This window comes from Acidovorax sp. FG48, from assembly GCF_057809085.1.
Genome location: NZ_JBMDJH010000029.1, coordinates 1 through 12,408, shown reverse-complemented (window position 1 = coordinate 12,408; position 12,408 = coordinate 1). Strand labels below are relative to the sequence as shown.

At 65.1% G+C, this 12,408-nt stretch carries 11 protein-coding genes; 7 read left to right on the top strand and 4 right to left on the bottom strand.

Annotated elements, in window-relative coordinates; translation table 11 throughout:
• Nucleotides 1-152: 152 nt before the first annotated feature.
• From ACODSU_RS23870 to ACODSU_RS23845, 6 genes are read left to right on the top strand one after another with little or no spacing between them, the layout of a single operon-like run.
• Nucleotides 153-722 carry an RNA polymerase sigma factor gene (locus tag ACODSU_RS23870; protein ID WP_015013657.1) on the top strand — a complete coding sequence of 190 codons (570 nt, stop codon included), beginning with the start codon at nucleotides 153-155 and terminating at the stop codon, nucleotides 720-722.
• Nucleotides 719-1,174 carry a DUF3619 family protein gene (locus ACODSU_RS23865; protein WP_015013656.1) on the top strand — a complete coding sequence of 152 codons (456 nt, stop codon included), beginning with the start codon at nucleotides 719-721 and terminating at the stop codon, nucleotides 1,172-1,174. Before ACODSU_RS23870 ends, ACODSU_RS23865 begins: the two co-directional genes overlap by 4 nt.
• A gap of 19 nt (nucleotides 1,175-1,193) precedes the next feature.
• A complete protein-coding gene (locus tag ACODSU_RS23860) occupies nucleotides 1,194-2,084 on the top strand; it encodes a DUF3106 domain-containing protein (RefSeq protein WP_488845345.1) in 891 nt (296 codons plus the stop codon).
• Between the two features lie 39 nt (nucleotides 2,085-2,123).
• Nucleotides 2,124-2,678: an RDD family protein gene (locus ACODSU_RS23855; RefSeq protein WP_295944111.1), complete on the top strand. Its 555-nt coding sequence runs from the start codon at nucleotides 2,124-2,126 to the stop codon at nucleotides 2,676-2,678.
• 4 nt (nucleotides 2,679-2,682) lie between these two features.
• Nucleotides 2,683-3,093 (top strand): diacylglycerol kinase, encoded by a 411-nt coding sequence (locus tag ACODSU_RS23850; RefSeq protein ID WP_295944110.1) that lies wholly within the window; start codon nucleotides 2,683-2,685, stop codon nucleotides 3,091-3,093.
• The gene (locus ACODSU_RS23845) at nucleotides 3,086-3,679 is read left to right on the top strand and encodes an LOG family protein (protein WP_488845343.1); all 594 of its coding nucleotides are present in this window, start codon (nucleotides 3,086-3,088) and stop codon (nucleotides 3,677-3,679) included. Before ACODSU_RS23850 ends, ACODSU_RS23845 begins: the two co-directional genes overlap by 8 nt.
• Nucleotides 3,680-3,827: 148 nt before the next feature.
• Here ACODSU_RS23845 and ACODSU_RS23840 read toward each other — a convergent pair whose 3' ends face one another.
• Both ACODSU_RS23840 and ACODSU_RS23835 read right to left on the bottom strand, forming a co-directional pair.
• Nucleotides 3,828-4,166, bottom strand: coding sequence for a P-II family nitrogen regulator (locus ACODSU_RS23840; RefSeq protein ID WP_015013651.1), 339 nt, complete (start codon nucleotides 4,164-4,166; stop codon nucleotides 3,828-3,830).
• A gap of 54 nt (nucleotides 4,167-4,220) precedes the next feature.
• Nucleotides 4,221-5,879 (bottom strand): NAD+ synthase, encoded by a 1,659-nt coding sequence (locus ACODSU_RS23835; protein ID WP_488845341.1) that lies wholly within the window; start codon nucleotides 5,877-5,879, stop codon nucleotides 4,221-4,223.
• An 80-nt stretch (nucleotides 5,880-5,959) separates the two neighbouring features.
• Here ACODSU_RS23835 and ACODSU_RS23830 point away from each other — a divergent pair, with 80 nt between their 5' ends.
• Nucleotides 5,960-7,222 carry a GNAT family N-acetyltransferase gene (locus tag ACODSU_RS23830; protein ID WP_488845339.1) on the top strand — a complete coding sequence of 421 codons (1,263 nt, stop codon included), beginning with the start codon at nucleotides 5,960-5,962 and terminating at the stop codon, nucleotides 7,220-7,222.
• 69 nt (nucleotides 7,223-7,291) lie between these two features.
• Here ACODSU_RS23830 and ACODSU_RS23825 read toward each other — a convergent pair whose 3' ends face one another.
• Together ACODSU_RS23825 and ACODSU_RS23820 are read right to left on the bottom strand one after the other, a co-directional pair.
• On the bottom strand, nucleotides 7,292-9,457 hold the full coding sequence (locus tag ACODSU_RS23825; RefSeq protein WP_488845337.1) for a methyl-accepting chemotaxis protein: 2,166 nt from the start codon (nucleotides 9,455-9,457) through the stop codon (nucleotides 7,292-7,294).
• A gap of 414 nt (nucleotides 9,458-9,871) precedes the next feature.
• Nucleotides 9,872-11,674 (bottom strand): methyl-accepting chemotaxis protein, encoded by a 1,803-nt coding sequence (locus ACODSU_RS23820; protein WP_488845335.1) that lies wholly within the window; start codon nucleotides 11,672-11,674, stop codon nucleotides 9,872-9,874.
• Nucleotides 11,675-12,408 lie beyond the last annotated feature (734 nt).

The following is a 12,408-nucleotide window of genomic DNA, read 5'->3' as shown; positions in this document are numbered from 1 at the left end:
GAATTGCAACGTCAATTATCGCACTGCAACACACACAAAATGCAGCGCCGCCGAAAAAAACTCCGGCGGGTGCGATAATCAGTGGTTTTACGGCGCCATGCAGTTGCAAAACTGCGGACTTTTGCGTCGATCTCCTCCCGGGCTGACCCGTCTTGGCAACCGAACAAGAACTCTCCGATTTCCTCAAAAGCGTAGAAAAGCGCGCATTCAAGCGCTCGGTCTACCACGTTCGCAACGAGGAAGCGGCGCTGGACATTGTGCAAGACAGCATGCTCAAGCTGGCAGAGCACTACGGCGACAAGCCGGCAAGCGAATTGCCCATGCTGTTCCAGCGGATTCTCTCCAACTGCACCCTGGACTGGTTCAGGCGCCAGAAGACACGCAATGCACTGTTTTCGAGCATGAGCGACTTCGAGGGCCCGGGCGAAGATGGCACGGATTTTGATCTACTCGAAGCGTATTCAGGAACAGAGGACGGGGACAAGGCCGAAAGCGCGGAAGACCTGACCCGCCGCGCCCAGATATTCCAGGGCATTGAGGAAGAAATTGCCGAATTGCCTCCACGTCAACGGGAAGCGTTCCTGATGCGTTACTGGGAGGAAATGGACGTCGCAGAGACAGCCGCTGCCATGGGCTGCTCTGAAGGCAGTGTCAAAACCCACTGCTTTCGCGCCATACAAACCCTCAGCAAGGCACTGAAGGCCAAAGGAATCGAGCCATGAAGAACACTGCACAGACACCATCGACCCAAGCTGAAGCAGCCGCAGAGCGCTTTGCGCTGCGCGTCACGGCCCGACTGTCCAGCGGGACCGAGGCTCTGCCCTACGACATTTCTGAGCGACTGCGTGCCTCGCGCATGCAGGCCCTGGCCAAACGCAAGGTCACCGTGCCGGTGCGCCGTACGGCGCCGGCTGCCGTAGTGGTCAACGCAGGCAGCACCGCCACCCTGGGGCGTGGCGGCGAGGGCGGCGGCTGGTGGAATGCCCTGGTTTCGGCTGTTCCGCTGCTGGCCTTGGTGGTGGGCCTGGTGGTCATCAACATTGCCCAGGACGAACGCGCCGCCAATGACGTGGCCGAAGTCGATGCCGCATTGCTGACCGACGACCTGCCGCCTGCCGCCTACTCGGACCCAGGCTTCGTACAATTCCTCAAGACTTCCGCTCAGTCGAACTGACTGCCTGACTCTGGACTGCATGCACCCAAGCCCCACCGAAGCCCCCTCCACGTTGCCAGCCTTTGTGCTGGCATTGGCGCTTCTGGGCGCCCTCACCGCGGGTGGCTGGCAGGCATGGGTGCAGATGCGCATGGCTCCGAGCACCGTGCTGCAGGCGGGCGCTGAGGCTGCTGTGGCACGCCCCAACAATGCCCGTGCGGACTTGTCTGCCGTCAACATGCCTCCCGCCACTGAATCGGGACCTGGCTGGGGAACGCTCAACACGGCGCAAAAGCTCGCGCTGTATCCGCTGGCAGAACGGTGGGCACTGATCAGCGAAGCCCAAAAACGCCGCTGGCTTGACCTGGCCACCAACTACCCCAATCTTTCGGAAGAGGAACAGCGCAAGTTCCATGACCGCATCACCGACTGGGCGAGCCTGAGTGCCCAGCAACGCAACCAGGCACGCCTGAACTACGCCGTCACCAAACGCCTGGCCGGCGATGACAAGCGGGCCCAGTGGGAGGCCTACCAGGCACTGTCGGACGAAGAGCGCAAGGCCCTGGCTTCCAAAGCAGCCCCCAACCCGCATGGTGCCGCTCCCGCCCTGCGCCCGGTGTCTCCCAAGAAGCTAGTGCAGGTGCCAGCGGCCACCCAGGCCAGCCCGGACCGGCCGAATGCCCCCAAGATTCCACCGGTCGTAGACCATTCGCCCCGCGTTGCAGCGCCCGTGCCTGCTCCAGCAACCGTTGCTGCCCCGGCATCCCCAGCGCCAGCGGCCTCCACAGCCGGGGTGGAAACGGCCCCCGTGGCGATCCCCAGCGCGGTGCCTGCTGCGCTCCCCCCTCTGGGTAGCAGCGGCACGGAAGGCGCCAGCTCGCCAACGCCTCCCCCGGTGACCCCTGACACCTCCGGCCTGTATCCTCAGTAGGTTTGCAACCTGCCCCCGGCCCGACGGGCCTGACCTGGAATGTCCGCTTCTCCCCCTCCCCTCACGCCGCAAGCGGCGGCCCCCGCCTCCTTCGGCACCACCCTCGCGGGCGCCCCTACGCCCAATCTGTGGCGGCGCATGGCTTGCTGGCTGTATGAAGGCATGCTCATGTTTGGTGTGGTCTTCATTGCGGGCTACCTGTTCGGCACGTTGAGCCAAACCCGGAACGCGATGGACAACCGCCACGCGCTGCAGGCCTTTCTGTTTGTGGTGTTCGGCATTTATTTCACCTGGTTCTGGGCCAAAGGGCAGACCCTGGCGCAGAAAACCTGGCACATCCGCGTCGTCGGCACCGCCGGTCAACCCATCAGCCAGCCGCGTGCCTTGCTGCGCTATGTCTTGAGCTGGCTGTGGTTTTTGCCGCCTCTGGCGGCGATTGCACCGTTTTCGCTGTCGGGCGGTGAGTCTGCGGTGATCGTGCTGGGCTGGGTGGCCATCTGGGCGCTGCTCAGCCGCTTCCACCCCACTCGGCAGTTCTGGCACGACGCGCTGGCTGGCACTCGTCTGGTGCACTACGAAATCCCCAAAAAATAAGCGCATGCAACCCTCTTCTCCCCCATCCGCAGCCCCTGCCAACCCTCAGAAGGCCCGCACGGGCCTCAACCGCATCTGGCATGCCGCGGGCTATTCCCTGGAAGGGCTGCGGGCCGGCTGGAACGAGAAAGCCTTCCGCCAGGAGGCCATCGGGGCCATGGTGCTGCTGCCGCTGTCGCTCTGGCTGGGCCGCAACTGGATGGAAGTGGCCCTGCTGGCGGGCTCCGTGGTCATCGTGATGATTGTGGAACTGCTCAACACCGGCATCGAAACCGCCATCGACCGCATCGGGCCCGAGTGGCATGACCTGTCCAAGCGTGCCAAGGACATGGGCAGTGCGGCAGTTTTGCTGGCTTTGCTGCTGTGCATCGGCATCTGGGCCGCCGCGTTATTTCAGAGGTTTTTCCATGGCTGAACCCGCTTTTTCTGTGTGCGTGTACTGCGGCTCGCGCCCCGGTGACAACCCGGCCTATACCCAGGTTGCGCAAGCGGTGGGCCAGTGGATTGGTGCGCACCAGGGACAACTGGTGTACGGTGGCGGCCGCAGCGGCCTCATGGGCACCGTGGCCGAAGCCACGCGGCTGGCGGGTGGCCGGGTGGTGGGTGTGATCCCGCAGGCGCTGGTGGACAAGGAACTGGCCAACCGACAGTGCGACGAGCTGCACATCGTGCAGACCATGCACGAGCGCAAGGCCATGATGGCCGAGCGCAGCGACGCCTTCCTGGCCCTGCCCGGGGGCATCGGCACGTTTGAAGAACTGTTTGAAGTGTGGACCTGGCGCCAGCTGGGCTACCACGACAAGCCGCTGGGCTTGCTGAACGTGGCGGGCTACTACGACGGCCTGTTGGGCTTTCTGCAGACCAGCGTGGCCAGTGGCTTCATGGGCGAGTGGCAGATGGGCCTGCTGCACTCTGGCAGTGACGCCAGCGAGCTGCTGCAATCCCTGGTGGAACAGGCCGGCACCAATGCCCGCCAGATCCCGCTGCGCTCAGTGATCTGACTGACCGCCAGGCGCTGGCTTGTGCTGGCGCGCCCCACGCCAGCGAATGCAGCTCATGGGCGGCACCGCTGTACAGGCGATGCCTCTTCCTGGATGGCGCCCCCTATGGAAAGGTGGAACGCGCCAAGCGGCTCAGAGGGTGACCACCTCAGACCGCAGCGTCATCCAGATCGCCCGTGCGGATGCGCACCGTGCGCTCCACAGCGGTCACAAAAATCTTGCCGTCACCGATCTTGCCCGTGCGCGCCACGTTCACGATGGCGTCCACGCAGCGGTCCACATCCTCGGACTTCACGACAACCTCGACTTTCACCTTGGGCAGAAAGTCCACCACGTATTCCGCGCCACGGTACAGCTCGGTGTGGCCCTTCTGGCGGCCAAAACCCTTCACTTCGGTGACCGTGAGGCCGGTCACGCCGCATTCGGCCAGGGCTTCGCGGACTTCTTCGAGCTTGAAGGGCTTGATGACGGCGGTGATCATTTTCATGGCGGGTCTCCTGGAGGATGTAAAAAAGGGGGCTGAAGGCACGGCGCGAACGCGTCACGCCCTGAATTTGCTGGTGATAGGGTAACGCCAGTCCTTGCCGAAGCTGCGGCGCGTGACGCGAATCCCTACGGGAGCCTGGCGGCGTTTGTACTCGTTGAGCTTGATGAGCCGTGTCACGCGCTCCACATCGGCGCGCTCAAAGCCGCTGGCAATGATGGATTCGATGGGCTCATCGTTCTCCATGTAGCGGGCCACGATAGCGTCCAGCACCTCGTAGGGCGGCAGGCTGTCCTGGTCTTTCTGGTCGGGCCGCAGCTCAGCGCTGGGGGGGCGCGTGATGATGCGCTCGGGAATGGGATTGGCGCCTGTGCCATACGGGTCGTTGGCATTGCGCCAGCGGGCCAAGTCGAACACCCGGGTTTTGGCCACGTCCTTGATCACCGCAAAACCGCCGGCCATGTCGCCGTACAGCGTGCAGTAGCCGGTGGACATTTCGCTCTTGTTGCCCGTGGTCAGCACGATGGCGCCGAACTTGTTGGACAGCGCCATCAGCAGCGTGCCCCGGATGCGCGCCTGCAGGTTTTCTTCGGTGGTGTCTTCAGGCAAACCGGCAAACTCGGTGGCCAAAGCGGCCTTGAAGGCCTCGAACTGCGGCTTGATGGAGATCTCGTCGTAGCGCACGCCCATGCGCGTGGCCATGTCGCGCGCGTCGATCCAGCTGATGTCGGCGGTGTAAGGCGACGGCATCATCACCGTGCGGACCTTGTCGGCACCGAGCGCGTCTACCGCAATCGCCAGCACCAGCGCCGAGTCAATGCCACCCGACAGCCCCAGCAACGCGCCAGGGAAGCCGTTCTTGCCCACGTAGTCACGCACGCCCAGCACCAGGGCATCCCACAGGTCCGCCTCCAGCGTGCGCTCGGGGGCCACCTCCGCTGTAATTTTGATAGCACCCTGGGCAGGTTGCACTAGCGCATAGACCAGTTTTTCCACAAAAGCAGGCGCCCGGCCCGCCACCGAGCCGTCGGCCGCCAGCGCAAACGACCGGCCTTCAAACACCACCTCGTCCTGCCCGCCCACCAGGTGGGCGTAGACCAGCGGCAGGCCCGTCTCGACCACACGCGCGCGCATCGTGGCCTCGCGCTCCGTGCCCTTGCCCAGGTGGAACGGCGACGCATTAATGACCGCCAGCAGCTGCGCCCCGGCAGCGGCCGTGTCGCGCGCGGGGGTGGCAAACCAGGCGTCTTCGCACACCAGCACGCCCACCTTCACGCCCTCCACCTCGAACACGCAGGGCTTGCTGCCCGGCACAAAGTAGCGCCGCTCGTCAAACACCTGGTAGTTGGGCAGCTCGCGCTTGGCGTAGGTCTGTTCGATCTTGCCGTCGCGCACCACGCTGGCGGCGTTGAAGCACACGCTGAAGGCCTGGGCGCCGGGGGCCATGGCCTGCGGGTGGCCCAACACGATGGCGAGGCCTTTCAACCCCGCAGTCTCGCGGGCCACGGTTTTCACGGCATCATCACAGGCCGCAATGAAGGCGGGGCGCAGGAACAGGTCTTCGGCCGCATAGCCGCAAATGGCCAGCTCCGGCGTCAGCAACAGGCGGGCCCCCTGGGCATAGGCTTCGCGGGCTGCCGCAATGATCTTTTGGGCGTTGCCGGGCATGTCGCCCACAACAAAGTTGAGCTGCGCAGTGCAAATGGAGAGCGTCATGGAACTGGAATCGGCCCCTGCGGCCGGGTTGAATACCGCCGTTGCAGGCCCGCCATCAAGGGAGCATCACAGGGGCCTGCATGGCTGAAGTTGACATTATCGCCCGCGTGCTCCCCTCCGCGCTGGACGTGGACGCTGCGGCCTGGAACCGCCTGCTGGCGCAGCAAAGCCACCCCACGCCCTTCATGCAGCATGAATACCTGGCGGCGCTGGAAAGCAGCGGCAGCGCCACGCCCCGCACCGGATGGACGCCCTGCTTCATGACGCTGTGGCAAGGCGACACCCTGGTGGCTGCCTGCCCGCTGTACCTCAAGAGTCATTCGTACGGCGAATACGTCTTCGACTGGGCCTGGGCCAGCGCCTACGAGCAGCATGGCGTGCCCTACTACCCCAAGGCCGTCATCGCCGTGCCCTTCACGCCCGTGCCGGGCAGCCGCCTGCTGGCGCGCGATGCTGCCACACGGGCCCTGCTGGTGCAGGCGGTGTGCCAGTGGTGCGAGCAAGAAGACGTGTCATCCGTGCACGTGCTGTTTGCCAGCGATGACGATGTGCAGACCAGCGTGCAGCAAGACCTGATGCTGCGGCACACCGTGCAATTTCATTGGAAGAACGAGCCCCCTGCGCTGGCTGCTGCGCAAGGGGAGGCGGCCATGAATGGACAGACCTCGCGCTACCGGGACTTTGACCACTTTCTGGCCAGCCTGTCGCAGGACAAGCGCAAGAAGATCCGCCAGGAGCGCCGCCGCGTGGCCGATGCGGGGGTGACCTTCCGCTGGTCGCGCGGGGCTGACATCAGCACTGCAGACTGGGACTTTTTCTACCGCTGCTACGAGCGCACCTACCTGGAGCACGGCAACCCGCCCTACCTCACGCGCGACTTCTTTGCCCACATGGCAGCGGACATGCCCGAGGCCTGGCTGCTGTTTGTGGGAGAGCGGGACGGGCGGCCTATTGCTAGCAGTTTGATAGCTATCGGCGCATATGAACCTAGCGCTACAGGCCCAAATGACTCTGATTCATGCTCTGAACCAGGCACCGGACTGGTGGCCTATGGCCGCTACTGGGGCGCCCTGGAGCGTGTGGACTGTCTGCATTTCGAGGCCTGTTACTACCAGCCGCTGCAGTGGTGCATCGCCCACGGCGCCGTGCGGTTTGAGGGGGGCGCCCAGGGCGAACACAAGATGGCCCGCGCCCTGCTGCCCGTGCAGGCCACCAGCGCGCACTGGCTGGCGCACCCCGCGTTTGCAGAGGCGGTACAGCGTTTTCTGGACCGAGAAGGGGCCGGGGTGGAGAACTACCTGGAGTCCCTGCACCAGCGCCTGCCGTTCAAGCAAGCGCCGTAAGAACCTGTGCAAAGGCTTCGCCACACGCCCCTTGCCCGCGTAGTGCAAGGGGCGGCGCGGCTCGACGGCTCAGAACGATTCCCAATCGTCGTCCCCCGCAGCGCTTGTGACCTTGGGGCGCGGCGCACTGGCCAGAGCCACAGGCTGCGCGGGCCGGGGCGCCGCCGCCTGGGACGAGCCCGCCAGACGCACCTTGAGTTCCTTGGCCAGCTGGATCACCGCCGTGGCGACCTTTTGCGAAGCACGGGAGAACGCAGTGTCGTTGGCCAGCTGTTTTTCTGCGTGGTCATAGGCGCCCTGGTTGATCATGCGTGCCACCTTGCCCGCCTCTTCGTGGAACTGGCGGTGTGCGCCCAGCAGGTTCACAAAAGACGGCTTGCCACCATATTGCGAGCTGCCCGCGCCGTGCAGCCATTGGCCCAGTTCGCAGCAGTCGTCGCGGCCCACGGTGTCCGCATCCAGCCGCTCCTTCTGGGTGACGGCGGTGCGCAGCTTGGCGCGCCAGTTGGCGTGTGCCTGAATGGCAGTGTCCAGGTTGATGCCCAGCGCTGCGCCCGCGTTGCCCGCAGGAGCAGCGCCAAGAGCGCGCTGGGACGGCAACGGTGCATAGGCCGGTGTGGTGCCCACACGCGCCGCTGGAGCAAAGGAAGCACGCTGTGTGCTGCCGCTGGCCGCCTGCGTTGCCACCGCCCCCTGAGCGCCCAGTTTGAAGAAGGCCACCGTGCTCACCAAGTCCTGCGCCTGGGTGTTGAGGCTGCTGGCAGCTGCAGCCATTTCTTCCACCAGCGCGGCGTTCTGCTGAGTAACCTGGTCCATCTGCGTGACGGCCTCGCCCACCTGGGCCACGCCCTGGCTTTGTTCAGAGCTGGCGGCGCTGATCTCGCCCATCAGGTCCGTCACCCGCTTGATAGCGCCCACCACCTCGGTCATCGTTGCTCCGGCCTGATCGACCAGTGTGGTGCCCGCAGTCACGCGCTCCACACTGTCATTGATCAGGGCCTTGATCTGCTTGGCTGCGTCGGCCGAACGGCCCGCCAGGCTGCGCACCTCGGACGCCACCACCGCAAAGCCCCGGCCCTGCTCGCCAGCACGCGCCGCTTCCACGGCCGCGTTCAGCGCGAGGATGTTGGTCTGGAAGGCGATGCCATCGATCACGCCGATGATGTCGGCGATCTTGCTGCTGCTGTCGTGGATGCCCTTCATGGTGTCCACCACCTGGCTCACCACCTCGCCCCCATGCACGGCCACGGTGGACGCACTTTGCGCGAGCTGGTTGGCCTGCCGGGCGTTGTCGGCGTTCTGGCGCACGGTCGAATTGAGCTGCTCCATGGATGCCGCCGTTTCCTGCAGTGCGCTGGCCTGCTGCTCGGTGCGCGCGCTCAGGTCGTTGTTGCCCTGGGCGATCTCGGACGATGCCGTGGCCACGTTCTCGGAGCCCGAGCGCACATGCCCCACGATGCGCGACAGGTTCTGCTGCATCTCGTTCAGCGACCGCAGCAGGTGCGCCATCTCATTGCGGCTTTCACCCAGATCAGGAATGTGGACCGACAGGTTGCCATGGCTGATTTCGTCGGCCGCGTGCACAGCCCGCTGCACCGGCCCCACGATGGACCGCGTGGTCCACAGCGCAAACAAGGCACCCAGAACCAGCGATGCCACAGCAGCCAGCGCCAGCACCCATTGGCTGGTCACCGCGTCCTGGATGATGGCGCCCTCGAACTCATCGAGCTGCTTGTGCGTGTTGTCTGCCACATCGGCCAGCGATTGCAGGTAGGCGGTGGCCAGCGGCTTGAGGTCGCTGTCCACCAGCGCAAACACATCCTCGCCCGCCTTCTTGCGGTCCAGCAGCTTGGCGCGGGCATCCACATAAGCCTTGCGGGTGACAGCCACGCGCTCCATCAGCGCCTTTTCGGTCGGGTCGTCCACCAGCGCTTCCAGCTTTTTCTGCGCCTCGCTGGCACGCTGCGACGTGGCGGCCATGTCGGCCGTCAGCGACTGGATGTAGCCCGCGTCCGTGGCCTTGAGCGACGCCGACGCCCGCACCCAGTTCAGGTCGATGGCGGCCTTCCATTCCTGCGCGAGTGCGTTGCGCTCCATCTCGACAGTGGCGATGCGGCTGCTGGCCTCCTTGAGTACCGCCAGCCGCCACACGCCGGTGGCAGCAATGGCGGCGGTGATCAACAGGATGAGGCCAAAGGCCAGGCTCAGGCGTGCTCCGATTTTGAGGTTGTTCATGGACTCTTTCGTGGGACTTGTAGGTTTTTGCCAGCCGTTGGGCCATGTCGCCCGGGGCGTGCTCATGCACGGGTGGCCGGTCAGGACGATGGCAAGGTCTGGATTGGCGTCAATTGTATCATTGTTTTTGATAAAAATGATTATATCAATTTACAACTATGACGTATTGGCAGGGACGGCAGAGGGAAAGGCGCCCGTGGTGTGGCGCGCTGGGGCAGCCAATGGTGGACACCCCTGCCTCATTGCCCGGAAAGAAACGCACTCAGGCGCACGCACCGCCCGTTGCGAGCCATGAGCGGCCTACGGTCTCAGTGCCTTGAATGGCGGGCGCTTTGGTTGGCCCGCTTTGATGAAGAAGTTTATGCCCCAACAAGGGGCATAAACCTTACAACCGGCCTCTCTGCCTGCGCCACATCAAAAGCTCTCCCAATCGTCCTCCGCACCTGCGGCAACAGGCTGGGCCAGCTTGGGCGGCGCACTGGCCGATTTGGCTGCGGAAGGCGCTGCTGCTGCAGCAGCGGACGCTTTTTTGCCAGCAGGTGCGGGCGTGGCCGTGGACCGCAGGGTAGAAGTCTCCCTGACGGGCGCGCCTGTCGATGCAGGCTTGCCTGCAGGTGCAGCGGGCACGGGGCGCTGCGCCCCGGTGGCTCCGCCGCCCGGCTGCGCTGCACGCGCCTGGTCGGCTGTGAGCTTGAACACGGCCACCGCCCCCACCAAGGCCTGCGCCTGATGGCTCAGACTGCTGGCGGCCGCCGCCATTTCCTCCACCAGCGCGGCGTTCTGCTGGGTGACCTGGTCCATCTGCGTCACGGCCTCACCCACCTGCGACACGCCGGTGCTCTGCTCGCTGCTGGCGGCGCTGATCTCGCCCATGATGTCCGTCACGCGGCGAATGGCGCCCACCACCTCGGTCATGGTAGTGCCGGCCTTGTCCACCAGCTGCGAGCCCTCCTCCACACGCTCCACGCTGGCTGTGATGAGGGACTTGATCTCCTTGGCCGCCTCGGCGCTGCGCTGGGCCAGGTTGCGCACCTCGCCCGCCACCACGGCAAAGCCCCGGCCCTGCTCGCCCGCGCGGGCGGCCTCCACGGCCGCGTTCAGCGCGAGGATGTTGGTCTGGAACGCGATGCCGTCGATGACCGAGATGATGTCAGCGATCTTCCTGCTGCTGTCGTTGATGCCCTTCATGGTGGTCACCACCTCGGCCACCACGTCACCGCCCTGCCCCGCCACGGTGGATGCGCTCATCGCCAGCTGGTTGGCCTGGCGCGCGTTGTCGGCGTTTTGTTTGACGGTGGAACTCAGCTCCTCCATCGACGCTGCGGTCTCCTGCAGTGCGCTGGCCTGCTGTTCGGTGCGGATCGACAGGTCGTTGTTGCCCGAGGCGATTTCGGCACTGGCAGACGCCACCCCCTGTGCGTTGCTGCGCACGCCAGACACCACATGCGCCAGGTTGTCGCGCATGGTGGTCAGGCCGCTGAGCAACTGGGCGATCTCGTCCTTGCCCCGCGCGTGGATCGCCACGGTCAGGTCGCCCTGCGCCACCGCGTCGGTGATCTGCACCGCGTCGCCCAGCGCGCGCGAAATCTGCCGGATCATGGCGCCGCCCATCAGCACCGCCAGCGCGATGCCCGCCACCACCGCTGTGACCGCCAACGCGCGGATGGTCTGGTAGCTGGCGGCCGCGCTGTCGTACTCGGCCTTGGCACGGTCCAGCTGCACCTGCATCAGCTGGCCCAGCACCGCCTGCAACGGGTCGATGGCGGGGTACATCTCCTTGGCAGCAAACGCGGTGAGCGCCGCCACATCGCCCGACTTGAAGTGCCCCACCAGCACGTCGGTCGCCGCATCGGCCTTGGCCTGCAGCGGCTTGAAGCGCTCGACCAGCTGCGTTTCCTCCGGCACCAGCTGCGTGGCGAGGTAGGCCTTCCAGTTGGTATCGATGGCCTTGCGCGCGTCGGCCACGGACTGCAGGCCCTGAGCAGGGGTCAACGCGCCGTCGCGCACCTTGTGGGCTGTGTCCACCACGTTGACGGCATACATGTCTGCCACCACCTTGATCTGCTTGAGCGGCACCACCCGGTCGTCGTACACCGTTTTGAGCCCGGCATTGGAGTTGCCCATGCCATACAGCCCCGCCATGCCCACCAGCAGCACCAGCAGACACAGCGCCGAAAGCAAACCCGCCAGGCGGGTGGAAATCTTGAACTGGTTCATGACAACACTCCTGAGGGAAACGATGCACACGGCTGAGCCCCGCTGGCTGCGCGCCAGCGGTGGGAAAAGAGCACAGAGAAAGTGGCAACAGTAGCCAGAGCGGCCCGGGGCGGCGGCCGTGGTGGTGCCAGAGTGCTCATTGCAACCCCTTGCACCCAAGCCCGGCGGGCCGCGTCAGCGGCCGGGGGCTGGTGCGTGCGCGAACGTGTGCACACAGCGGTGAAACCACGGTCCATTGCGGAACTCCTGGGGAGAACGGCGCAAAAAGAAATGCCCACCCATGCAAAGACCGCGCGCCGTGGCGGTCACGCCCAGCATAGCGCTTTCCGTTACGTTTGCGTACAAGTCGCATCGCTGGGGCTGGGACGACGCCCTCGGTTGGCAACCAGCCACTCTCACCGGCCGCTGAAGCCACTCGCACATCCATCAAGTAACAAAGCACGCAGAAGATGTCCCCTCTGCGTGCTTCTTTACTTCTGTTTTGATAGCTGTCAGCGCATGTTCCACCTGCGCTTGCAGCCGTTTTGACCTGAACTCTTCATCCAGGGACCTGTCTGGCCCTCGTCAGAAGCTCTCCCAGTCGTCGTCGTTGCCTCCTGCCTTGGCCGGTGCCGGGCTGGGCGCTGCCGGTTTGGGGGCTGCGGCGCTAGCTGCTGGGGCCGCTGGTGCTGCGTTGCCAGTCTTGGGCGCTGCCAGGCTGGCGGCGGGTTTGGTGCTGCTGCTCTTGGCGCTGC